This is a genomic window from Hyphomonas sp. (assembly GCF_046313735.1).
Classification (GTDB): Bacteria; Pseudomonadota; Alphaproteobacteria; order Caulobacterales; family Hyphomonadaceae; genus Hyphomonas.
In genome coordinates, this window is record NZ_JBKBXW010000012.1 from 55,347 (window position 1) to 78,470 (window position 23,124).

The window sequence follows — 23,124 nt, forward strand, 5'->3', positions numbered from 1 at the left end:
GACGGCCCGGCAGCAACGGGCAACCCCTACAGCGAGCTTTTAGAGAAACTATTGATGTCCGATCCATCCGACCGCCTGCCCCCGCTGAATGCCCTGCGCGCCTTTGAGGCTGCGGCCCGGCGCCTGTCCTTCACCCAGGCGGCCGAGGAGCTGAATGTGACGCCGGGCGCGATTTCCCAGCAGATCCGCCAGCTTGAGGACTTTGCCGGAACGCCCCTGTTCAAGCGAACGGGCCGTTCCGTGCTGTTGACCGATGCCGCGCAGGCCAGCCTGCCGCTGGTGCGCGAGGCGTTCGAGCGGATTTCAGAGGCTGGCCGCGTGATGCAGGCACCGGCCCGGAAAGGACGCGTGATGATCTCGTCTGCGCCGTCCTTTGCCGCAAAATGGCTCGCGCCGAGGCTTGAGAGTTTCCACCGGGCGCATGAAGGCATCGAGGCGTGGATCTCGGCCGACATGTCGCTGACGGATTTCAATACGGCGGACGCCGACCTCGCCATCCGGTATGGGCGGGGCCAGTATGAGGGCCTGAAATCGGAGAAGCTGCTGGACGAGGTTGTCCTGCCGGTGTGCTCTCCGCGCCTGCTGGAAGGGCCGGATGCGTTGCGCCGGCCGGAGGATCTGCGCCACCACACCCTGCTGCACGATGAAAGCTCAGAGAACGACCCATCCTGCCCCGACTGGGCCAGCTGGCTGAAGGCGCATGGGGTGAGCGGTGTCGACGGGCGGCGCGGGCCGCGGTTCAATCAGGGCATCCTCGTGATCGAAGCCGCCGCCGCAGGGCGCGGCGTTGCGCTGGCCAAACAGGCGATTGCGGCATCTGACCTGGAAGCAGGAAGACTCGTCGCGCCCTTTGCGAGCGGCTCCACGCCCATCGATTTCGGTTATTGGCTGGTCTGGCCGAAGGGCCGTCACCTTTCGCCGGACGTGCGGGCGTTCATTAAATGGATCAAGGACGAGGCCGTGCGCGGCGAAGTCGTCGGCGTCTGAGGCCGCTCAGGCAAGCGCGGTATCGAGCAGCAGGAAGGTCGCAAGGCGCGGGCTGGCATTGCGGCTGGTGCTCTGGGTCTGCTGTAGGGCGGCGAGGGCATCCTCACGCTCGAACTCCAGGAACTGACGCGCCATTTCCATCAGCCGTGCATCACCTTTCAGGCGGTGCACCACGCGCTCCAACTGGCGGCCGGCCTGATCGGCAGCGGCTGCACGGCGCTCCCGGTCGCCCTTGCGGTGACCGTCCGCGATCTTCCGCTTGGCGCGCGGCTTATACACATCTCCGAGCGGGATGCCGGAGCCCTGCAGGCGCTCGACGACTGCCGCCGCCACGGTTTCCCGGTCGGCCGGAGGCAGGCCTGCGCCCGGTTCGCGGCTGATATCCGAGATGATTTCGCGCCAGGGCGCAGGACCGGACGCCCCATTGCCGCCACCGTGATACCCATTGCTGCGGCCGTTTGAGTGGTCCGTTTCCCGCCGGCGCAGCGGCTCAGGCTCATAGCTGGCGGAGGCAGGCGGGTAAGCCTGGCGCGCGGGGCGAGTGTTCTCAGGCTCGCGGGGCGCTGGCCGGCCAAGCACCATCGGCGGCTCGCTCCGCCCGGCAGGACGGTCGTCGTCGTCAAAGCCGGCGCGGGCGATGAACGCATCGGCACTCGCTTCGAACAGGTCGTCATCCATTCCCGAACGGTTGGCAGCCGGGCGAGGTTGGGGCGGCGGCGTTGGCGGGATCGCTGCGGGTTGAGGCGGCGCGGCGCGGGGCTGGCTGGCGCCCATCTGGTAGGGCTGGGGTTCCGGCGCAGAGATCGGCGTGCGTTGCGGTGGGGGCGTCAGCGGGGCTGCAGCGGCAGCAGACCCTGCCGGCATGAACGGTCCGGCGAGCCGGTCGAGCGCCTCGCTCTCGAGGCGCGCAGCGAGGCCGGCAGCCCGCAGGGCATAGGCCGCCTGCTCGCCCGTATCGCGCAGCTTTGCCAGCGCGCGGGCAGCTTCTTCGGCGGCAGCGCGGGTGGAAGCGCTGATCTCTGCATTGGCATTGCGCGCGCCATCAATCGCGCCGGCGACCGCTTCGCGCAGCGCGTCGCCCGTCGTGGCAGCAGCGGCCGCAGCGACTTCGCTCGCCCGCAGAGCGGCATCGACCGTGCGGCGGGATTGTTCCAGTTTGTCCTCAACCCGGCCGATCGAGAAGGTCAGATCTTCCGTGCGCCCGGCTGCCTCGCGGGCGAGTTGGTCGAGCCCGGCGAGGCGGTGCGCAAGGTCATCTCCTGCCCGCTGCATACTGGCAATCCGGGCCTCGAGAGCGGCATCCGCCTGGCCGACTTCCTCGCTGGCCTTGCGCGCGGCGCTGACCATCAGCTGCGCCTGGCGCGGGATCGCATCGCTCATCGCGGTGACCTGCGCGCGCAGGTCCCGGGCAAGGCTTTCGAGCGCGTGGCGCTCCTCCGTCAGGCGGGCGGCGAGATCGCGCGCATTGTCGGCTGCGGTGTATGAGACCGATTCAAGGCGCAGGCGCTCGTCCCCGAGTTCACCCGCCATCGCCTTCATCGCTGTCAGCGCATGGGCCATCGCCCGGTCGACCTCGGTCGCGGACTGCTTCATCTGCTCAGCAAAGGTAATGCCTTCGGTGCCGGCCTCGCGGGCGGGCGCCATTAGGCGGGCAGCGGCCTCAAGCACAAGGGCATTGGCGGCGCTCGCGCGGCGGCTGGTGCGCGCCATGTAGCCGGCACAAATGAGCAAGAGGGCCGGTATCAGGGCCGCAATCGCGACAGCACCGATCAGAGCCGGTGGCTGGGTCTCGATCAGGGAAAAGCCATCAAGGCCGACAAAAGCAGCGCCGAGCGCGACAAACCAGAGAAGCGCGGAGACCCAGGCAAGGGCGACCATCCAGTTACCTCCGGACTTAGCCGCCTCATAATTCTGTGAGGCCTCGTGCCGGACGAGGTCATCCCGGCCGGACCGGCGCGCAGGGGAGGTTTCCGTCATTAGACGCTTATAGCGCGTATTACGAGCGCCTGCGAGCGAAGATTACACGCCTTACAAGGGGTTAAGGCCCCTAACTCGCCTCAGGCGCGAGCGAGGACCGTTAAAGAAGATTCACGATTGTCATCCGGCTTCGGATCCGGCTGCTTCGGAGCAAACTCCATCCCCAGCCAGGCGAGGAGCGCGGCCAGCACGATGTTGCGGAGGAGAATGATGAAATCGGTCATGACGTCGTCCAGCCCAGCGGAAAAAATTGCCAGCCTTGCGCGCTTATCAGAAACGCCCATAGCCAGCAACCGCGCGAGTATGACAGTTTATTGCCGGAGAGGCGGGGTTAAGCCCTCGCTAACCTTGAGAACCCAGTCTCACCCTGCTGCCTTGTTCCGGATCGGCCCCATGTCCCAAGACACTCCCCTGCCCCTCCTCGACCTCGGACATCTTTCGGCCATGACCGGGGGAGACGCCGATCTGTCGCTTGAAGTCATTGGTATTTTCCGGGAGCAGGCCGACCTCTGGTCGCGGCTTCTGGACCCGATGAGCGAGCCATCCCAATGGGCTGATGCAGCCCACACGCTGAAAGGTGCGAGCCTTGGCATCGGAGCGCTGAAACTGGCGGCTGCCTGCGAACGGGCGGAAAAGGCCGGCCGGTCAGACACCCCGCCGGGGCGGACACACGCCGCGGTGCTGCTCGGCGAAATCAAGGATGCGCTGGGCGAGACGCTGGAGGCGGCCGCCCGGGCAGCTCATGACCTGGCCGCTTCGGGCAAGCGCAGCGCGTCATAGCTTTCGAATTCATAGGCGATGCACCGGTCGATCAGCGTGCGCCACACAGGCTCTGCAATCGCCGGAGACAGGCCATGCTTCAGGCATTCGGCCTTCACCTTGGCGACGACATCTTCAATCCGTGCCCGGTCGTGCACGGCCGCGCGGGCGCCCTTGATGCGCGCGGCAGCGTCCATAAAGGACTGCCGCTCGGCGAGGATCTCGACAAGCAGGCGGTCGATCCGGTCGATCTCATAGCGCACATCGCCCATGGTTTCGGCCGTTTCGGCCGTGTGGCGGCGGGGATCAGAAGTGTAGCTGGTCATGGGCCGGCCGCCTTTCGGGTCTGTGTCTGAGACGCAATATAGGGCGAGAGCCCTGCCGCAGGGACAGGGCGCGACGCCGCAGAGCCTCTATAGCCGCTTATGCCTTGCCGGCCTCGATCTTGTCCTGTGTTTTCGTGTCGAAATCCGAGGCGTCGTGACGTTCCAGCAGCTGGGTCTCCGGCTTGCCGAAGGTGCGGTTGACCATCCGGCCGCGCTTGACGGCTGGACGCTCGGAAATCTGCTTCGTCCAGCGCTGGACATGGGTGTAGCTGTCAACCTCGAGGAACTCGCCGGCATCATAGACAACACCGGTGACCAGTGCGCCATACCAGGGCCAGATCGCCATATCTGCGACGGTGTAGGTGTCGCCCGCGATGTACTCGCTTTCAGCGAGGCGGCGGTCGAGCACGTCCAGCTGGCGCTTCACCTCCATCGCGAACCGGTCGATGGCGTATTCGATCTTCTCCGGCGCATAGGCATAGAAATGGCCGAAACCGCCGCCGAGATAGGGCGCCGAGCCCATCTGCCAGAATAGCCAGTTCATGACTTCCGCCCGTTCCGGTGCAGACTTCGGCAGGAATGCCCCGAACTTTTCGGCGAGATAGACGAGGATCGATCCGGACTCGAAGACACGTACAGCCGGGTCCACCGACCGGTCCAGGAGAGCCGGGATCTTGGAGTTGGGGTTCACGCTGACAAAGCCGGACGAGAACTGGTCGCCTGCGCCGATATTGATCAGCCAGGCATCATATTCCGCGCCGGTATAGCCAAGGGCGAGGAGCTCCTCGAGCATCACGGTGACCTTCACGCCGTTGGGGGTTCCGAGGGAATAGAGCTGGAGCGGGTGCTTGCCGACGGGCAGCTCCTTCTCATGCGTCGGGCCGGCGATGGGCCGGTTGATATTGGCGAAACGCCCGCCGGAGCCCTGCTTCCAGGTCCAGACTTTGGGCGGGGTGTAGGGTTCGGTCATCGTACTGTCTCCGGGACGCAATCAGCTCGCTCAATAGGTCGGGCAGCGGGCCCCAATTGCAAGGGGCTCCCGAACGGAATGCAGCGCGTCGCAAAGAAAGGTCTTGGCAGAAACGCTAAACCAAAGTGTAATACTATTACATTTTTGGAGCATCTAATGGTATCGCCCAATCCCGTGTCCGTCATTTTCGATGAAGCGCGCGCCGAAGCCTATGACGAGCAGTTCGGGCGCATGAAAGACATCAAGGCCACGCTGCATCTGCTGATGCTGGGCAGTTTCCTCAATCTGTCAGCGGATGCGCGCATCCTTGTGGCGGGCGCGGGCACCGGCGCTGAGGTGCGCTTCCTGGCGCCGCAGTTTCCCGGCTGGCGGTTCACGCTGATCGATCCGTCCGCGCCGATGCTGGCCGTGGCGCGGCGGCACGCGGCAGCAGAAGGCTTCCTTCATCGCTGCATGTTCCATGCGGACTATGTTTCGGCAACACCGGTGGAGGCGCACGACGCAGCGACCAGCATCCTTGTCTCGCACTTCCTGACGGACGCGGCGGCGCGGCAAGCCTATTTCGAGGATATCGCGGCGCGCCTGAAGCCGGGCGGAAAACTCTACACCGTCGATCTTTGTGCGGATGAGACCGCCGAATCCTTCGTCCCGATCATGGAGCTATGGCTGGACCTCCTGCGGCATGGCGGCGTGCCCGATGACAACATCGAACACTACCGGCAAGCCTATGGGCGGGACTTCTCCGCCCACGGACCAGCTGAATTTGAAGGCCTGGTCGAGGCGGCAGGGTTCACCCCGCCTGCCCCGGTTTTCCAGGCTGCGCTGATGCGCGGCTGGATTGCTACGAAGCGCTAGACTTCCAGCAGCATCCGCTCAGGATCTTCCAGCGCTTCCTTCACGCGAACGAGGAAGGTCACGGCTTCCTTGCCATCGACGATGCGGTGGTCGTAGCTGAGGGCAAGATACATCATCGGGCGGATGACGATCTGGCCGCCGCGCACGATCGGCTTGTCCTCGATACGGTGCATTCCGAGCACGCCCGATTGCGGCGGGTTGAGGATCGGCGTCGACATCAGCGAGCCATAGATGCCGCCATTCGAGATGGTGAAAGTGCCGCCCTGCAGGTCGCCAATAGTGAGGGCGCCGTCGCGGGCTTTCTTGCCGAGGCCGGCGATGGCTTTCTCGATATCGGCGAGGGACATCTCGTCTGCCCCGCGCACGACCGGCACAACGAGACCCTTGTCGGTGCCAACGGCAACGCCGATGTCGTAGTAGTTCTTGTAGATGATGTCCTGGCCATCAATCTCGGCATTGACCGCCGGGACCTCTTTCAGCGCATTGACGCAGGCCTTCACAAAGAAGCTCATGAAGCCGAGCTTGATGCCGTGGCGGGCCACGAAGGCATCCTGGTGCTTCTTGCGCAGGTCCATCACCGCCGACATGTCGACATCGTTGAACGTCGTCAGCATCGCAGCCGTATCCTGAGCTTCCTTCAGGCGGCGGGCGATGGTCTGACGCAGGCGCGTCATCCGTACACGTTCTTCACGGGGGCCGGTTTCGCGCGGCGGGCGGGACTCTGTGTCAGCCATGGCGGGAGCTTTCGGTTGGTTTACATAGGCAAGGGCATCGGCCTTGGTGGCGCGGCCATCACGGCCGGTGCCAGGAATGTCGGACGGGTTGACCCCGGCTTCAGACGAAATTCTGCGTACGGACGGCGCAACCGGGCGGTCCCCGGTTGCAGCCGGATTCGGGGCGGCTTCAGCCTTGGCCGGGGCCGGCGCTGCGGCCGCCTTGGCGGGCGCGGCGCCGCCGGATGCACCGATCCGTGCAATGACGGAGCCGGGGGTGACGCTGTCGCCTTCCTTCACCAGCCACTCGACGATCACGCCATCGGCGGATGCGGGCACTTCGAGCGCAACCTTGTCGGTCTCGATCTCGGCGATCGTTTCGTCCTTCTTGACGCTGTCGCCGACCTTCTTGGCAAAGCTGGCAATGGTGCCTTCCGCAACGCTCTCACCCATGGCGGGCACCTTGACGTCGGTGACCGCGCCAGACGCGCCGTTACCAGAGCCATTCGAGGCGGCCGGTTTTTCGTCGGCGGATTTTTCCTTTGCTGGCGGCTCGGCCTTTGCGGGGGCAGCGCCGCCGCCAGAGACCCGGCCGAGCAGCGCGCCGATGCCGACTGTATCGCCGGCGTTTGCAACGATTTCCGACAGGACGCCGTCCTCTGCCGCCGAAACCTCAACGGACACCTTGTCCGTCTCCAGCTCGACGAGGACTTCGTCCTTCTTCACGGCGTCACCGGCCGATTTCAGCCATTTGCCAACAGTTGCTTCAGTCACGCTTTCGCCGAGGGTCGGCACAACGATATCTGTCATGGGCGGTATCCGGATGCAGTCATGTGAGGATCAGGGAGAGACGGTTCGCTCGTCCACCGGCTCCGGGGAGAAGGCGGTGGCGATCAGAGCTTTCTGCTCGTCCTGGTGTTTGGAGAAGAGGCCTGTTGCGGTCGCTGCCGAAGGCGGGCGGCCCGCATATTTCGGGCGGGTCTGTTTGAGACCTGCCTGGCTGGCGCACCATTCGAGCTCGTCGCGGATGAAGGTCCAGCCGCCCATATTGCGCGGCTCTTCCTGGCACCAGACGACCTCTGCCTGCGGGAAGCGCTTCAGCTCCGTGATCAGCGACTTGCGCGGCACGGGATAGAACTGCTCGACGCGCAGCAGGTAGACATCATCCTGCCCGCTGGCCTCGCGCGCTTCGAACAGGTCGTAATAGACCTTGCCTGAACAGACGACGACACGGCGGATCTTGTTATCCTTGACGAGCTTCACCTTGCCTTCACGGCCGGGCGTTTCCGCGTCGTCCCACAGGATCCGGTGGAAGGTCGACTTGGTGTTCATGTCGTCGAGGGTCGAGGTGGCCAGCTTGTGACGCAGGAGCGATTTCGGCGTCATGATGATCAGGGGTTTCCTGAACTCGCGCTGGATCTGCCTGCGGAGCGCATGGAAATAGTTCGCCGGCGTCGTCAGGTTGCAGACCTGCATGTTGTCTTCCGCGCACATCTGCAGGAAGCGCTCGAGGCGGGCCGAAGAATGCTCCGGACCCTGACCTTCATAGCCATGAGGCAGCAGGACAACGAGGCCCGACATCCGCAGCCATTTGCGCTCTGCCGAGGAAATGAACTGGTCGAAATAGACTTGCGCGCCGTTCGAGAAGTCGCCGAACTGGGCTTCCCAGCAGGTCAGCGTGTTCGGATCGGCCAGCGAGTAGCCATACTCATAGCCGAGCACCGCTTCTTCCGACAGAAGCGAGTCGATCACTTCATAGGGCGCCTGCCCTTCGCGGATATGGTTCAGCGGGGTGTAGCGCTCACCGGTCGTCTGGTCGACGATGTGGCTGTGACGCTGCACGAAGGTGCCGCGCCCGCAATCCTGGCCGGAGAGGCGTACAGGAGCGCCCTCATCGAGCAGGGTTGCGAAGGCCAGATGCTCTGCCCCGCCCCAGTCGATATCCTTGCCGGTTTCATAGCTTTCCCGGCGGCGGGCTATGACACGTTCCACCGTCTTGTGGATGTTCACGCCGTCCGGGATGCGGGTGATGGCATCGCCAAGCTCTTTCAGCCGGGCCTTGGACACGCCAGTCTTGCCGCGGCGGTCCTCATCGATCGGCAGGCTGAACCCGGACCACTGGCCTTCCAGCCAGTCGGCCTTGTTGGTCATCAGGTCCTTGCCGGCATCAAAGGCCTTGTCGAGGAATTCCTCGAACGCCTTGACCTGGGCATCGACTTCCTCAGCCGTCAGCAGGCCTTCGGCGACGAGGCGCTTGGCATAGAGTTCGCGCGTGGAGGGCTGGTCCTTGATGACCCTATACATGACCGGCTGCGTCATCGTCGGATCGTCGCCCTCATTGTGGCCGAAGCGACGGTAGCAGAACATGTCGATGACGACATCTTTCGCAAACTTCTGCCGGTATTCGGTGGCCACCTTCGCAGCATAAACGACCGCTTCGGGATCATCGCCATTGATGTGGAAAATCGGCGCCTGGACCATCAGCGCCACATCCGACGGATAGGGCGAAGAACGCGAATACATCGGGCTCGTGGTGAAGCCGATCTGGTTGTTGATGATGAAATGGATGGTGCCGCCGGTGCGGTAGCCTTGCAGGCCCGACAGAGCGAAGCACTCCGCCACGACGCCCTGTCCGGCAAACGCCGCATCGCCGTGCAGCAGCAGCGGCAGTTTCTTAGACCGGTCCAACTTGCCGGTCTCGCGCGATTCCATGAACTGCTTGGCGCGCGTCCGGCCAAGGACGACCGGGTTCACCGCCTCGAGGTGGGACGGGTTGGCGTTCATCGTCAGGTGCACGACATTGCCGTCGAACTCCCGGTCGGACGAAGCGCCGAGGTGGTATTTCACGTCGCCCGAGCCGAATTCGCCGGCGCCCTGCGTGGAGCCGCCCTGGAATTCGTGGAAGATCTTCTCGTACGGCTTGCCCATCACGGCGGCGAGCATGTTTAGGCGGCCGCGGTGGGGCATGCCGACGACAATCTCGTTCACGCCGAGCGCGCCGCCGCGCTTGATGATCTGCTCCAGCGCCGGCACGGCCGCTTCGCCGCCATCAAGGCCAAAGCGTTTCGTGCCGGGATAGCGCTTGTGCAGGAAGCGTTCGAAGGTTTCCGCTTCGATCAGCTTGCGGAGGATCGCGAACTTGCCTTCGCGGGTGAAGGCGACGCCCTTGTCCGGGCCCTCGATCCGTTCCTGCAGCCAGGCTTTCTCGGCCGGATCGGAGATGTGCATGAACTCGATGCCGAGCGTCGAACAATAGGTCCGGCGCAGGATGTCGAGCATTTCGTTGATGGTCGCGCGTTCCAGGCCGAGCACGTTGTCGATGAAGATCGGGCGGTCGCGGTCTGCGGGGCCGAAGCCATAGGTCGCGGGGTCGAGCTCAGGCTGTTCGCCGAACCCGTTGAGGTTCAGCGGGTCAAGCTGCGCCGCAAGATGGCCGCGAATCCGGAAGGCGCGGATCATCATCAGCGCGCGGATCGAATCGGTCACCTGGCGGTGAACGTCTTCCGGCGGCAGGCCCGGGGCGCCGGCCTTGATCTTCTTCTCGAGCTTCGGCTCCAGAAGGGCCCAGTTGCCATCGAAGGCAGCGATCTGCTCATCGGCCACAGGCTTCGGCCAACCCGGACGCTTCCAGCTGGCGCCTTCGGCATTCTTCGCAGCGCTTGCTGCTTCATCGCCCAGTTCGGCGAAGAAGGCGCGCCAGCTTTCCGGCACAGAGGACGGGTCCTTGGCGTAGGCCGCCTGCATCTGCTCCAGCCACTGGGCGGAGCCGCCATAGAGGAACGCAGTTTCCAGCATGGACGCGTTCCCCTTGCTGCGAGAACCGTTCACCGGGCTGCCATCGTCTGCCATCTGAGTGTCATCCTTCCAAAATGCCGCCCCCGGCGACTGAATATAGGGGCGGACGATACCCCTGCCCTAACGTCAAGCAGGTTATGCTGCAACGCCCGCCCCCGGTTACGGCGGGAACGGGCGCCGCGAATCTGGACTATAGGGTCTTTCTAACCCTTTAGCACCTCGACAAGTGTTGTGCCGAGACGCGCCGGGCTAGGGCTGACGCGGATACCCGCCGCTTCCATCGCCGCAATCTTTGACTCTGCATCGCCCTTGCCGCCGGACACGATGGCGCCGGCATGGCCCATCGTGCGGCCGGGAGGCGCCGTGCGGCCCGCGATGAAGCCGGCCATCGGCTTCTTGCGGCCCTTCTTGGCCTCGTCGATCAGGAACTGGGCGGCTTCCTCTTCGGCCGAACCGCCGATCTCGCCGATCATGATGATCGACTGGGTCTCGTCATCGGCCAGGAACATTTCCAGGATGTCGATGAACTCGGTGCCCTTCACCGGGTCGCCGCCGATACCGACAGCGGTGGTCTGGCCGAGGCCGGCGTTCGTCGTCTGGAACACGGCTTCATAGGTCAGCGTGCCCGAGCGCGAGACGATGCCGACCGAGCCCTTCTTGAAGATGGAGCCCGGCATGATGCCGATCTTGCACTCGTTTGCCGTGATAAGGCCCGGGCAGTTCGGCCCGATGAGGCGCGATTTGGATTTTGCGAGCTTTGCCTTGACGCGCACCATGTCCATGACCGGCACGCCTTCGGTGATGCAGACGATCAGCGGGATTTCCGCGTCGATGGCTTCCTCGATGGCCGCAGCCGCGCCGGCCGGCGGGACATAGACGACCGAAGCGGTTGCGCCGGTCTTTTCCTTGCCTTCGGCCACGGAGGCGAAGATCGGGAGTTCCTTGCCATTGGCCGCCGTCCACATCTCACCGCCTTTCTTGGGGTGGATGCCGCCGACCATCTGGGTGCCGTAATAATCCAGCGCCTGGCTCGTATGGAACGAGCCCGTATTGCCGGTCATGCCCTGCGTCAGGACTTTCGTGTTCTTGTCGATCAGAATGGACATGAAACTTAACCCCGCACCGCTTTGACAATTTTCTGGGCTGCATCGTCGAGATCGTCAGCCGGGATGACATTCAGGCCGCTCTCGCGGATGATCTTCTTGCCGAGATCGACGTTGGTGCCTTCAAGGCGCACCACCAGCGGAACCGACAGGTTCGTCTCTTTCACAGCAGCGATCACGCCTTCGGCGATGACATCGCATTTCATGATGCCGCCGAAGATGTTCACGAGGATGCCCTTCACGTTCGGGTCCTTCATGATGATCTTGAAGGCGGCTGCCACCTTCTCCTTGCCGGCGCCGCCGCCGACATCGCAGAAGTTCGCAGGCTCTTCGCCATAGAGCTTGATGATGTCCATGGTCGCCATCGCGAGACCTGCGCCGTTGACCATGCAGCCGATCGTGCCGTCGAGCGCGATATAGGCGAGGTCCCATTCAGCCGCTTCGAGTTCCTTGGCGTCCTGTTCGGTCTCGTCCTTCAGGGCCTGGATGTCGGGATGGCGGAACAGGGCATTGCCGTCGAACGACACTTTGGCGTCGAGCACGCGGAGATGGCCGTCCTTCATGACGATTAGCGGGTTGATCTCCAGCATCGCCATGTCTTTCTCGACAAAGGCCTTGTAGAGGATCGGGAACAGTTTGAGGCCGTCTTCGGCTGCCGAACCGGTCAGCTTCAAGGCGTCATTGATCTTGGCGGAGTCGGCAGGCGTGACGCCGGCGACCGGGTCGATGCCGAGGGTCAGGATCTTTTCCGGCGTCTCATGCGCCACTTCCTCGATGTCCATGCCGCCTTCGGTGGAGACCACGAAGGAGACCTGCGAGGTTGCGCGGTCGACGAGGAGGGAGAGGTAAAGCTCTTTCTCGATGTCGGCGCCGTCTTCGATGTAGAGGCGGTTGACCTGCTTGCCGCTGGCCGAGGTCTGAGCGGTGACGAGATGCTTGCCGAGCATCGCCTCAGCGTACTTCTTCACATCGTCCTTGTTGAAGGCGAGGCGAACGCCGCCCTTCTCGCCGGCTTCCGGCTCGATGAACTTGCCCTTGCCGCGGCCGCCCGCATGGATCTGGCTTTTGACGACCCAGAGCGGGCCCGGCAGCGTATCGACAGCTTTCTGCACATCGGCGAGCGAGAGCACAGGCACGCCTTCTGCCACAGGCGCCCCGAAGGATTTGAGCAGCGCCTTGGCCTGGTATTCATGAATGTTCATCGGTGATCGTTTCCCTGTCCGGAACCAGGGCGCCGGTTGATCCGGGCCTGATCCGATCCGCTTTGACCGGGCCGCTTATACACAGACGGAAGCGGCCCGCAACAAGCTGAGTATCAGGAATGCAACTCAGCCTTCGCGGCTTTCCGCCGGGTCACGGGGCATGATTTCAGGGCTTGCAAGCGGGCTCGGCAAGACGCGGCCATGTTCCGCCCCCGGCTGGCTTTCGGGTGCCTCCCTGAGGCGCGCGCGGACAACCATGTATACCGCCAGGAGGATCAGAAGGCAGCCTGCCAGGCCGAACAGGCCCAGCCGCCCGCCAAGGCGCATCGCGAGGCCTGACAGGAGCGGCCCGGCAATCGAGCCTGCGGCCCAGACAAACAAGAGCCCCGACATCACCTGGGGCACCTGCCCCTGCGGAGTCCGGTCGATCGCGTGCGAGACGCAGATGCCGTAGAAGCAGAGCGCCCCCGCCCCCCAGACCGCCAGAAGGGCAATCACACCTGTCTCGCCGAGCGCCCGGCCGAAAATGGCGATCAGCAGCGCGGCGGCGCCAGACATCACCGCGAGACCCGCGATCACAAGCCGCCGGTCGATGAAGTCCGACAGCCGCCCTGCCGGCCATTGCACGATCAGCCCGCCCAGCCAGGCCGAGGCCGCCGCAATGGCCGCTGCCGCTGTGCCCCCGCCCGCCAGCGCGAACTTGTCGAAATAAAGCGGCAGCAGCGCTAGCGTGCCGGTATTGATCACACCGGCGGCAATCACGCCGACCACCGCGGCAGGCGCAATCTTGAACAGCCGCTCCAGCGGCATGGCTTTCCGGTCCGGCGGCGGCGGTTCGGCAAGCCGTGTCATGCAGATCGGCACCAGCGCGAGGGCGAGGAACATCCCTGCCCAGACATAGGACCGGCTGTCGAGCGGCGAGAGCCCGGCCAGGAAGAACGGCCCGACCATCAGCGAGAGTTTCGCGCCGGTGTGGTAGACGCCCATCACATTGCCCCGTGAGCGCGCGGGCACCGCCTCGCCCATCCAGCTTTCGATGCTGGTGAACATGTAGGCAAAGCCGATCCCGTGGAGCACGCGGATGATGGCCCAGAAGGGCGGCTCGTGGATCAGCGAGAGCGACAGGATGCCTGCCGCGTTCACGCCGGCGGCAACGGCAAACAGGCGGATATTGCCAATCATCGCCAGCGCGCGCGGAGCCGTCCATGCGCCCAGCATGAAGCCGGCCGCATGCAGCGCCGCCACCAGGCCGATCAGCGACGGGCCAATGCCAAGCTGCTCAAGCCCCAGCGGGGTGAGCATTCCGGTCATGCCACCTGCCAGCTGCAGGATCATGACGGACAGGATCAGGGCAAGGACAGTTCTTGTATCAGCCATTCAGGAGTGCCGCGCTCAGGTCCTCACGGCGCCGCAGGCTGGCGGAAGGGCGCTGTGACCTCGTTGACCGTCTCGCCGGTATTCGACATCACCGCAAGGCGCACTTCGCCGGCCTGCCAGTCGATCTCGATGGCGCCGAAATTCTCCGGCGGGTATCCCGCCCCGATCTGCGCACGGTCCTGCTCGGTGCTGGTGCGCGCGAAAGAGACATTCATCGAAGAGGCCGTCATTTCATAGACCGGATACTGGATGGCTGCGTCGTCGCGGTAGAGGAAGGCGGTGTGGCGGTCGCCGGAAATGAAGACCACGCCATTGGCGTCCGTGCTCCGGATCAGCTCATAGAGGCGCTGCTGCTCCAGCGGCAGGCGGGACCAGGCTTCCCAGCCATGGCCATCTGTCGGCAGCACCTGAATCGATGAGACGACCAGGCGCAGGTCCGCCGGTTCCTGCAGCTGGTTCTCCAGCCAGGTCCACTGGTCGTTGCCGAGCATGTCCTGTTCGGGGTCCTCAGACGGAATGTAGCGCTCACGGCCCCGCGCATTCCACCGGTCTGTCGGGGTCAGCGCCGAGCGGAAGAAACGTGTATCGAGCATGATGACCTGCACGCGCTGCCCCTCCGGCCCGAAGCTGCGCGCGTAATAGGTGCCGGGCCAGGCGCCGACATCCTCATTCTCAAGGCCCCAGAAACGCTCATGGATCCGCTCGGCAAGGCGGCGGAACGGGAATTCGCGGCCCGCATCGTTGGCGCCGTAATCATGATCGTCCCAGGCGACCATCATCGGGTGCTTCGCGCGGACCAGCTGGAAATCCTCGCGCTCGGCCAGCAGGCGGAAGCTGCGGCGGAGTTCATCCAGTTCCGGCTCGTTGTTGACATACTGGTTGCCGCGCCGGTCGCCATAGACATTGTCGCCGATCATCAGGAAGAGGTCAGCGTCCTCAGCGGCCAGGGTGCGCATGGTCACGCTGTCTTCCTTTTCCTCATCGAAGCAGGAAGCGACGAGGATGCGGGTGAGCACCGCACTGTCAGCCGGGAGCGGAACACCGGCGGGCGCGCGCGGGTAAAAGTCTTCGGGCAGCGTGCGGTAATAGAGTTCCAGTGCGGCTTCGGCGCTGACCGGGGCGATGAGCCCTTCGGACAGGATTGCCGCCGGTTCCGGTGCCGGAGTGACAACGGGCGACTGGCACGCCCCCGCGAAAATCAGGATCGCAAATGCCGCCGCGCGTTTCATCAAAAAGCCTCCTCAGGTCCCTGAGGAGGCTTTGTAACGGGGTTTCGGTGACAGGGATAACCCGAAAGGCGTCAGACCGCGAAGAAAAGGTGCCACATCAGCCGGCCCGGCAGGAAGGTGAACAGGCCGGCAATCGCCATGCCGCCGACGAACATGCCGGTCATATGCTTGCGGTGGCTCGCGATGTCCCGGCGCCGGGCAGCCGCGACGCCCATGGGCAGCATCACCATCGTCCAGGCCGAGAGCGCATGGATGAGGCTGAATCCGCCGGGATTGATCGTCTTGAGGAAGAAGGAGCTGATCGCCGTCACCGCCATTGCAGCCACCCAGAGATAGCCCAGCGTGCGGTGGGCCGTACGTCCCTTCACACCTGCGAACAGGTAGCAACCGATGGCAAAGCTCGTGAGCGCCGCGCCGACATGCAGCTGCAGCACAAGCGGCGACTGGAGCAGCGGCGCAGGATCAAAACGGAGCCGCACAGGCCCCTCCCCCGCCAGCATCATATGGCTGACGATGGCGTAGGCCATCAGCGCGATAGCGAGCGCAATCTTGTTGGGGTGTTGCTTGAGCAGGCGGCGGACAAAGCTCTCCGGGCGCGGGGCTGGAAGGGCGGCAGATACGGATGCAGTCGTCATGGTGGCAAACTCCGGGAGGAAGGGTGGGTGTCAGCGAGGGTTCAGCGCAGGCGGATGACCTGCTGCGCGCCTTCGCCGCTCACTTCGAACGAAACATCGCGCCAGCCCGGAGGCCCGAAGCGGACCTGGGCATCATTCGAAAAGCCATAGGGCTCCTTCGGGAGGCCCATGGCGCCCCGGTCGAGTTCGCCATTGCCGTTCACGTCCTGATAGATCCGCACGCCATACACGCCAGGCGCGAGATCCTCGAAGCGGGCGCGGAGGGTTTCCTCGCCGGCGGCGAGGCTCGTGGCCTTAAGCGGCAGGCTGCTGCGCCAACCGGCTTCATCGAAGAGGGAGACATAGACCGGGCCGGCAGAGGCCTGGACATGGGTGATCTCGATTTCAGCTGTCCCGGCAAAAGCCGGGGCAGCGAAGAGGGCGGCGAGGCTTGCAGCGGCGATCAGGCGGTTCATCTGGAGAGGTCCTTCGGGGCTTGTCCTGCTGGGTTGGCAGGCTCTGATGCCCCCAATCTGCCGCCGCCCCGGATTGCCGCCACCGGAGTTGCGTATCCGGTCTGGAATCCTTCGTGAAATGCGGCCAGAACGGCTCACGAAGCGCGAATTGCGAGGGGATTTTCGTTTGCGGATCGCCATTGACTGGAAACTTCGCGGCCGGGAACTGGCGATCTTCTGTGGGATCGGCGCCTTCCTGACGGTGATCCGGCCCTACAATGCGACCGGCGACCTGCCGGTCTGGGCGACCTTCCTGTTCTGGACCGGGCTGATCACGGTTGGAAGCCTGACAGGGGAAGCGACGATGTTCCTGATGCGCCGCGCGCGCCTGAACCTGCCATTGCTTGTGACCCTTGCGATTGTCTCGGTTTCCACCGCGCTTGCTACCATGGCAGTGATCATCCTGGTCGAGTGGCTACTGCACGGGCGGGTCATGCCGCTGGCCTACCTGCCCCGGCTATTCGGCCTGGTCTGGGTGATTGCTGCGGCCATGACCGGGGTCGGATACATGCTGGAACGCTCCGTGCTCGCCCCGCCGCCGGAGCCCGTACAGGGCGCCAGCCCGGCCGAAACCTTCCTGTCACGCCTGCCGATGAAATACCGGAGGGCCGAGCTCTATGCGATCTCGGCGGAGGACCACTACCTGCGCGCGCATACCAGCCTTGGCGAGGAGCTTATCCTTATGCGGCTGTCCGATGCGATGCGCGAGCTCGCCGGTGCGGATGGTCTTCAGGTGCACCGTTCCTGGTGGGTCGCGAAATCCGGGATCCGTGAGGTGCGACGCGACAATGGCAAGCTGACGCTCGTGCTCGCCTCCGGCAAGGCGGCGCCGGTCTCGCGCAGCTTTGCGCCAGAGGTGAAAGCCGCCGGGCTCGCCTAGAGCGGCGTTCCGAAAAGTGGGAACCGATTTTCGGAAAAACGCCGCGACAATTCAAAGACCTAGAACATCGGGCTGATTCAATGAATCAGCCCGATGTTCTAGATGCCGATACCGGTGACAGGCTGGTCGGTCAGCAGCAGCTGTTTCACGAATTCGATATGGCTGCGCAGCCGGTAGAGATCGTCGGTGTAGGACAGCGGTACCGCGAGCTTGCCGATCTCGACCTGCAAGGCCTCCAGCTCCTCCGCGACCTCCTTGCGGGCCTCGCCGACCGGCAGGGCGCGGCCCTTTTCTTCCAGCTCCCGCAGGTCCTTGTACCAGACATAGATCTTGCGGCGCACCCGCCAGCGATAGAGCGGCGGCGCCGCCCGCACGAGGGGAAAGGCCAGCGTCAGAAGGGGAATGGCCAGCACCCAGGCCCGGTCTAGAAAGTTCGCGACGCCGAACGGAAAATACCGGCGCAGGAAGGACGGCCCGTTCTGGTAATAGCGCGCGACCTGCCGGCTCACGGGCAGGTCGGTTGCCGCCATGCTCGGGAACCGGCCCGCCGGCGAGAACAAGCTGCTTTCCGCATGAATCAGCATCGCTGAATCCAGCAGGATGGCCTCGATTGCCGGATGAAGGTCGCGCCGAACCGTCAATTGGGCAATCGCGGCGATTAGCGGCACATCCGCCGCCGGGATATCGGCGCCAATGTCCACGACACCCCGGATCAGCGTGACCGCCGAGACTCCTTCCTGGCGCCGCGCGATGGCCTCTGCCCTCTCGAATGGCAACAGGCGGACCTGCGGGTCACGCATCATCGCCTGCACATACGGCGCCGAAGGCGAGGCCGCGAAGGCCACCGCATCCACCTCGCCGCCAATCAATGCGGCCTGGGCTTCGGCCGTGCCAAGCGTGAGACGCGCCTCGGCAGGCCATGTGCCGCCATAGGCGCGCTGCAGCTCGAGGCTGAGCGCCCGCGTGCCCGACCCCTCCGCGCCGATCGAAAAGCGCGCCTCGCGCAGATCCCCGAAACTGGCCGCAGGATGGCCCGCTCGCACGAACACCCAGAGCGGTTCCTCAAACAGGCCTCCCACCGAGCCCAGCGTTGCAGCGTCCTGCGGCCGGGCAATACCGCCCTGAACGAGCGCCGCATCGACCACGCCCTCTTCAAGCAGGCGCAGATTGTCGATCGAGCCTGCAGTCTCGACCAGTTCGACCCTGACACCCTGTTCCCCCAGGAGCCGCTGATAGCGCTCCGCATAAGCGTAATAGGCGCCGCCCTTGGCGCCTGCGCCGAACCGGATGGAAGAAGGCGGGGCCGGATCCATCGCCGACAGGGCGACAACAAAAGCGATCAACGCGATCGCGAGCAGCGGCCCATAGATTTTCCAGAAGTCCCTGCCGGGCATGATAATTGTCCTGTACCCCGCTGAGCCTTGCCAGCGCCCCTCCAATAGAGCCGAGCTGCCGGAATACGCAACTGCCTGCCCGGCCCGGGTCAGGCTTTATGGTAGGGCGTGCCCGCAAGAATGGTCATGGCCCGGTAAATCTGCTCGGCCAGCATCGCGCGGACCAGCCGGTGAGGCCAGGTCTGCACACCAAAAGCCAATGTCGCTGGCACAGCGCGGCGAAGCGCGTCGCTGTAACCTTCAGCGCCGCCAATCATGAACACCGCTGCCGGAATACCGTCGTCGCGCCAACCCGCGAGGCGCCGCGCAAAATCCTCGGAACTCAGCGCTTCGCCGTGCTCATCCAGCCGGATTGCCCGGACACCCGGCGCAATTTTTTCGGACAGGCGGCGCCCTTCCGTATCCAGCCCGCCGCCGCTGGGGACTTCAAGCTCCTCAACACTCCGGAAGCCGAGCCCGCGGGCGAGCGGGCTCGCGCGCCTTATGTAGTCGTCGCACAAAACCCGTTCCGGGCCGTCCTTGAGCCGGCCGACGGCGAGGATCCGCAGATGCATGGGAAATCAGTTGGCGCTGGCGCGCCGGCCAGCCGTATCCTGAGCCCAGATCTTCTCAAGATTATAGAATTCGCGCACTTCCGGGCGGAAGAGGTGAACAATGACATCGCCGGTGTCGATGAGCACCCAGTCGGCATTCGGCATCCCTTCAACGCTGGGAGTCCGGCCCGTCAGCTTTTTCACTTCCTGGGCGACATGGTCAGCGAGCGCCGCAACATGGCGGCCTGAGCGTCCGGAGGCGATGAGCATGAAATCGGCCAGCGATGAGCGGCCCTGAAGTTCGACCATTACAAGATCCTCGGCCTTGTCATCCTCGAGAACCTTGCCGAGAGCTTCGGCGACCGACCTGATCTCGTCGATCGTTGCGTTTCGGGTCGCCGGGACCCTGGAGGCAGCGGTGGACAGGGGATTAGCTCCTTTTTTCCTGAACGATAGGGCGGAAGATAACATGCGCAGGCCACTGCAACCAGTAAAAATGCCTGCCCCGGGAGAACTGGCCAGCCTTTCAGCAAAATTGCGCCCGTTCATGTTGGCTACAGGGAATTAAATAGAACATGCCTGAAAAGCGCCGTAAGTTGCGTCATAGTAACTTGCGCGAACCTCCCGACACACAGGATTCAACCGCCATGCGTATTTCCCCGGCCCTGATTGCACTTGCTGCCCTGATCCCGGTCTCGGGTTGCGCCGTTGCCATTGCCGGAGCAGCCGGCGCAGCCGGGCTGACCGCGATGCAGGACAAGACCCTCGGCGAAACAATTGATGACACAACGGCGTCAAATCAGATCCGTGCACGCCTCCTTGCGGAGAGTTTCAACCGGTTCTCGGAGGTCGATGTGGAGGTTTCCCGCGGCCTGGTGCTTCTCACGGGCCGGGTGGACGCGCCTGAGGACCGGGTTTTCGCTGAAGGTGTCGCCTGGACATCCACCCTGACAACAGATGTCGCCAATGAAATCCGCATCGAACCGCCGGGCGGCTTCCTCTCAAACCTCTCAGATGAACTGATCAGCGGAAGGGTCCGTTCGAGGCTGATTGGTTCCAGCACCGTCAAGAGCGTCAATTTCCACGTCGAGACCTATAACGGCGTTGTTTATCTGATGGGCATTGCCCGCAGCCCGGAGGAGCTGCGCCGCGCAGCCGAAGAGGCCAGCGTTGTCGGGGGGGTCAAGCAGGTTGTCTCTTACGTCCGGGTTGCTGATGAAGGCCGCCGGCAGGCTGCGCCAACAATACAGATGCCGACAGAGCCCACTTACCAATCCGTTCCTCAGCCGTCATATGAAGTGGAACCGCTGCCCGACCTGCGCGGCGTCAGCTACTGATACTGCCGGCCTGGGGTACGCCCCGTTCTCCGGCGAAAACCGGAGACCAAGGCCCCGTGACGCTACGAATTGCCATCCAGATGGACCCGCTCGAACGGGTCAATATTGAGTCTGACACCACTTTTGCGCTTGCCGAAGCAGCGCAGGCCCGCGGGGCACAGCTTTTTGTCTATGGCCCGGCAGACCTATCACTGACCGGGGGGCGCGTGGTGGCCCGTGCCCGGGCTGCGAAAGTCCAGCGTGTCCGGGAAACCCCCGGCCTCTTCGGTGAGACGCATCTCCTTGACCTTGCCCGGGACGCCGATGTCGTCCTGATGCGGCAGGATCCGCCCTTCGACATGGCCTATATCACTGCCTGCCACCTGCTCGAACTGGTCAGCGGCGACACCCTCGTCCTCAACGACCCGGCGGGCGTGCGGTCCAGTCCGGAAAAGATCTTCCCGCTGATGTATCCCGAAATCATGCCGCCGACGGCTGTGACGCGGGACCGGCATGTCATCGAAGCGTTCCGGGAAGAGCATGGCGATATCATCATCAAGCCGCTCTACGGCCATGGGGGCGCGGGCGTGTTCCGGATGTCCCCGCATGATCCGAACATCGAGTCCCTGCTGGAAATCTTATTCGCCCGCTCGCCTGAGCCGGTCATGGTCCAGGCCTTCCTGCCGGCCGTCTCCGAAGGCGACAAGCGGATCATCCTGATCGATGGCGAGCCGGCGGGGGCTATCAACCGGCGGCCAAAGACCGGCCAGGTGCGCTCGAATCTTGTCGTCGGAGGCACGGCGGAAGCTGCAGGCCTGACGCAAGAAGACCAACGCATCTGCGAGACGATCGGGCCTGAACTTCGCCGCCGGGGCCTGATGCTGACTGGGATTGACGTGATCGGCGGGCGGCTGACAGAAGTCAATGTCACCTCGCCGACCGGTGTGCAGGCATTGAAGCGGCTGAGCGGGATTGATGCTGCGGCGAAATTCTGGGACGCTGTTGAGGTCAGACTCGCGGCCCGCTGAGGCCTGCAACAGATCCAAGGGGATAATGATGAAACCGATCTCGCTCGCCCTGCTCGTGTGCATCGGATTGACCGGCGCGGCGTGTTCCGAAAGCGTGTCTACCGAGGCCGCTGCAGAAACCGCACGCGCGGAAGCGCCCGTAACTGGGGAAACGGCCACCTCAGAGCCCGGGTTCAGCAGCCGCCTGAACCTCGGGCGCGATCAGGACGTGCGCGGCAGAGATCGCCTGCTCGATGCAGCCGGCAGCGCGGAGTTCGGCACATTGCCGGATCTCGGCATCGTCATGGAGACAGACCCCGCCTCCGCAGCGATTGACCTCTCTGCTGAAACGCCCGCCCCGGAAGACGATGAAGATGAACTGATCCGCGTGCCCTAACGGACGAGCGATTCAGCCTCGAGCCATTCGGAACAGGCGGCAACAGCAGCGGGCAGCAGGTCCGGGCGTTCGATGTAGTAATGATCGGCGTCCTTGATGTCCCGGTAGACCTTCCGGTCGTGCGCAACCGCATCGAACAGGCGCTGGGCATGGCTGGGCGTGCAGGCAAGATCCGCCGTATTGTTCAGCACGAGAACCGGGCATGAAATCCGCGCGGCATTTCCGAGCCCGTCGGCATTGGTCGTGTCGAAGCCCCATTGCGACAGCCAGGAACGCAGCGTGGTGAACCGGGCGAGACCGACAGGTCCGTCATTCGCGATGCGCGGCTCGCCGAGATAGCAGGTGTAGGGCCTCCGGTCGGACGGCTCCTGCGCCGGGTCCGTCCAGCAGAGGCTGGCCATCGTGCCATGGACGGTGAATGCGCGCTCCATGTTCGGCTCGCCCTTCCTCCGGAAATCCGCAAGCATCTCGCGCACCCAGGCCGTGATCCGGCGGTTCCGGTCAAGCTGGGCGGTGCGGTAGCGGGCGACATAGGCCTGACTGTAGGCAGGCTGGTTGGGATTGGCCGGGTCGTAGATGTTCAGTTCCGGGTCGCGGTCAAACGGGTGGGATTCATCCGTGATCGACGGGTCCATCCATTCGGTCAGTGTGACGGCGCGGCTGACATGCGCGGCCAGCAGCATGATGCCGTCGGCAGGCGGAAGGTCCTTGGCGGTCAGGTCGTAAGGGTCGCCCGCCGGTGTTTCGGTGATCGACGGGTTCTCGGCCTGGTCCTGATAGAACAGGGACAAAGACCCGCCGCCGGACCAGCCGCCAAGAACGATCCGTTCATAGCCCAGTTTCGTGCGCGCATGAGCGAGGCAGGCGCCAAGGTCGGCCACGCATTTTTCCATGATGAGCGCGGTATCATTCCCCCGATAGCGCGTGTTGCAATAGATCACATGATGGCCGGCATGGGCGAGCGCGCTGACCAGCGGCAGGAAGGCGCCGCCGCCGATCGGATGCGAAAACACGATGGCAGAGCGCGACGCAGTCCCCTCGCAGAAGATCCGCATACATTCGACCACGACCCTTTCGCCGGCGCCGCCATACACATCCTTGAAGCCTGATGTCTCGGAATGCAGGACAAGGTAGGGCTCCCGCACGAGTTTCACGCCGCCTGCCATCGCGTCACC

23 protein-coding genes are annotated in these 23,124 nt (G+C 64.2%); 7 read left to right on the forward strand and 16 right to left on the reverse strand.

From position 1 onward, the window contains the following. Positions 1-54: 54 nt before the first annotated feature. Positions 55-987, forward strand: a complete 933-nt coding sequence (gcvA, locus tag ACK4SV_RS07770; protein WP_409917249.1) for a transcriptional regulator GcvA — start codon at positions 55-57, stop codon at positions 985-987. 6 nt (positions 988-993) lie between these two features. Here the strand turns inward: gcvA and ACK4SV_RS07775 are convergent, their stop codons facing one another. Continuing rightward, positions 994-2,964: a hypothetical protein gene (locus ACK4SV_RS07775; protein ID WP_409917250.1), complete on the reverse strand. Its 1,971-nt coding sequence runs from the start codon at positions 2,962-2,964 to the stop codon at positions 994-996. Between the two features lie 80 nt (positions 2,965-3,044). Then, entirely contained in the window at positions 3,045-3,188 is a 144-nt protein-coding gene (locus tag ACK4SV_RS07780; RefSeq protein WP_409917251.1) for a hypothetical protein, read from the reverse strand. Positions 3,189-3,357: 169 nt separating this feature from the next. On the opposite strand from ACK4SV_RS07780, the gene ACK4SV_RS07785 reads away from it, so the two are divergent. Then, positions 3,358-3,744, forward strand: a complete 387-nt coding sequence (locus ACK4SV_RS07785; protein WP_409917252.1) for an Hpt domain-containing protein — start codon at positions 3,358-3,360, stop codon at positions 3,742-3,744. Here ACK4SV_RS07785 and ACK4SV_RS07790 read toward each other — a convergent pair. Both ACK4SV_RS07790 and yghU read right to left on the reverse strand, forming a co-directional pair. Further along, on the reverse strand, positions 3,705-4,049 hold the full coding sequence (locus tag ACK4SV_RS07790; protein WP_409917253.1) for a chorismate mutase: 345 nt from the start codon (positions 4,047-4,049) through the stop codon (positions 3,705-3,707). The two genes, ACK4SV_RS07785 and ACK4SV_RS07790, sit on opposite strands and share 40 nt — an antisense overlap. Positions 4,050-4,146: 97 nt before the next feature. Further along, complete coding sequence (gene yghU, locus ACK4SV_RS07795) at positions 4,147-5,019, reverse strand: glutathione-dependent disulfide-bond oxidoreductase (protein ID WP_409917254.1); 873 nt, start codon at positions 5,017-5,019, stop codon at positions 4,147-4,149. A gap of 156 nt (positions 5,020-5,175) precedes the next feature. Between yghU and ACK4SV_RS07800 the strand changes: the two genes are divergently transcribed. Beyond that, positions 5,176-5,874: a class I SAM-dependent methyltransferase gene (locus tag ACK4SV_RS07800; RefSeq protein ID WP_409917255.1), complete on the forward strand. Its 699-nt coding sequence runs from the start codon at positions 5,176-5,178 to the stop codon at positions 5,872-5,874. Here the strand turns inward: ACK4SV_RS07800 and odhB are convergent. The 8 genes from odhB to ACK4SV_RS07840 all read right to left on the reverse strand — a co-directional run bounded on the left by odhB (position 5,871) and on the right by ACK4SV_RS07840 (position 16,383). After that, positions 5,871-7,397, reverse strand: a complete 1,527-nt coding sequence (gene odhB / locus ACK4SV_RS07805) for a 2-oxoglutarate dehydrogenase complex dihydrolipoyllysine-residue succinyltransferase (RefSeq protein ID WP_409917256.1) — start codon at positions 7,395-7,397, stop codon at positions 5,871-5,873. The genes ACK4SV_RS07800 and odhB overlap by 4 nt on opposite strands. Before the next feature lie 30 nt (positions 7,398-7,427). Continuing rightward, a complete protein-coding gene (locus ACK4SV_RS07810; protein ID WP_409917257.1) occupies positions 7,428-10,436 on the reverse strand; it encodes a 2-oxoglutarate dehydrogenase E1 component in 3,009 nt (1,002 codons plus the stop codon). 149 nt (positions 10,437-10,585) lie between these two features. Further along, entirely contained in the window at positions 10,586-11,488 is a 903-nt protein-coding gene (gene sucD, locus ACK4SV_RS07815) for a succinate--CoA ligase subunit alpha (protein ID WP_409917258.1), read from the reverse strand. Between the two features lie 5 nt (positions 11,489-11,493). Then, positions 11,494-12,687 (reverse strand): ADP-forming succinate--CoA ligase subunit beta, encoded by a 1,194-nt coding sequence (gene sucC / locus ACK4SV_RS07820; RefSeq protein WP_409917259.1) that lies wholly within the window; start codon positions 12,685-12,687, stop codon positions 11,494-11,496. A gap of 126 nt (positions 12,688-12,813) precedes the next feature. Then, entirely contained in the window at positions 12,814-14,064 is a 1,251-nt protein-coding gene (locus ACK4SV_RS07825) for an MFS transporter (RefSeq protein ID WP_409917260.1), read from the reverse strand. A 23-nt stretch (positions 14,065-14,087) separates the two neighbouring features. Beyond that, positions 14,088-15,293: an alkaline phosphatase D family protein gene (locus tag ACK4SV_RS07830; protein ID WP_409917261.1), complete on the reverse strand. Its 1,206-nt coding sequence runs from the start codon at positions 15,291-15,293 to the stop codon at positions 14,088-14,090. Positions 15,294-15,364: 71 nt separating this feature from the next. Beyond that, positions 15,365-15,928, reverse strand: a complete 564-nt coding sequence (locus ACK4SV_RS07835) for a DUF2306 domain-containing protein (RefSeq protein WP_409917262.1) — start codon at positions 15,926-15,928, stop codon at positions 15,365-15,367. Between the two features lie 41 nt (positions 15,929-15,969). Further along, complete coding sequence (locus tag ACK4SV_RS07840) at positions 15,970-16,383, reverse strand: DUF2141 domain-containing protein (RefSeq protein ID WP_409917263.1); 414 nt, start codon at positions 16,381-16,383, stop codon at positions 15,970-15,972. 166 nt (positions 16,384-16,549) lie between these two features. On the opposite strand from ACK4SV_RS07840, the gene ACK4SV_RS07845 reads away from it, so the two are divergent. Then, positions 16,550-17,302 (forward strand): LytTR family DNA-binding domain-containing protein, encoded by a 753-nt coding sequence (locus ACK4SV_RS07845; RefSeq protein WP_409917264.1) that lies wholly within the window; start codon positions 16,550-16,552, stop codon positions 17,300-17,302. Between the two features lie 98 nt (positions 17,303-17,400). Here the strand turns inward: ACK4SV_RS07845 and ACK4SV_RS07850 are convergent, their stop codons facing one another. From ACK4SV_RS07850 to rsfS, 3 genes are all read right to left on the reverse strand, one after another. Continuing rightward, the gene (locus ACK4SV_RS07850) at positions 17,401-18,696 is read right to left on the reverse strand and encodes a TAXI family TRAP transporter solute-binding subunit (protein ID WP_409917265.1); all 1,296 of its coding nucleotides are present in this window, start codon (positions 18,694-18,696) and stop codon (positions 17,401-17,403) included. 89 nt (positions 18,697-18,785) lie between these two features. Continuing rightward, positions 18,786-19,250 (reverse strand): 23S rRNA (pseudouridine(1915)-N(3))-methyltransferase RlmH, encoded by a 465-nt coding sequence (locus ACK4SV_RS07855; protein ID WP_409917266.1) that lies wholly within the window; start codon positions 19,248-19,250, stop codon positions 18,786-18,788. 6 nt (positions 19,251-19,256) lie between these two features. After that, the gene (gene rsfS / locus ACK4SV_RS07860; protein WP_409917267.1) at positions 19,257-19,778 is read right to left on the reverse strand and encodes a ribosome silencing factor; all 522 of its coding nucleotides are present in this window, start codon (positions 19,776-19,778) and stop codon (positions 19,257-19,259) included. A gap of 26 nt (positions 19,779-19,804) precedes the next feature. Here rsfS and ACK4SV_RS07865 point away from each other — a divergent pair, with 26 nt between their 5' ends. From ACK4SV_RS07865 to ACK4SV_RS07875, 3 genes are read left to right on the forward strand one after another with little or no spacing between them, the layout of a single operon-like run. Further along, the gene (locus ACK4SV_RS07865; RefSeq protein WP_409917268.1) at positions 19,805-20,566 is read left to right on the forward strand and encodes a BON domain-containing protein; all 762 of its coding nucleotides are present in this window, start codon (positions 19,805-19,807) and stop codon (positions 20,564-20,566) included. A gap of 56 nt (positions 20,567-20,622) precedes the next feature. Beyond that, positions 20,623-21,573, forward strand: coding sequence for a glutathione synthase (gene gshB, locus ACK4SV_RS07870; RefSeq protein ID WP_409917269.1), 951 nt, complete (start codon positions 20,623-20,625; stop codon positions 21,571-21,573). Positions 21,574-21,601: 28 nt separating this feature from the next. Continuing rightward, positions 21,602-21,949, forward strand: a complete 348-nt coding sequence (locus ACK4SV_RS07875) for a hypothetical protein (RefSeq protein ID WP_409917270.1) — start codon at positions 21,602-21,604, stop codon at positions 21,947-21,949. Here ACK4SV_RS07875 and ACK4SV_RS07880 read toward each other — a convergent pair. Beyond that, complete coding sequence (locus ACK4SV_RS07880) at positions 21,946-23,115, reverse strand: alpha/beta hydrolase family protein (protein ID WP_409917271.1); 1,170 nt, start codon at positions 23,113-23,115, stop codon at positions 21,946-21,948. The two genes, ACK4SV_RS07875 and ACK4SV_RS07880, sit on opposite strands and share 4 nt — an antisense overlap. Positions 23,116-23,124 lie beyond the last annotated feature (9 nt).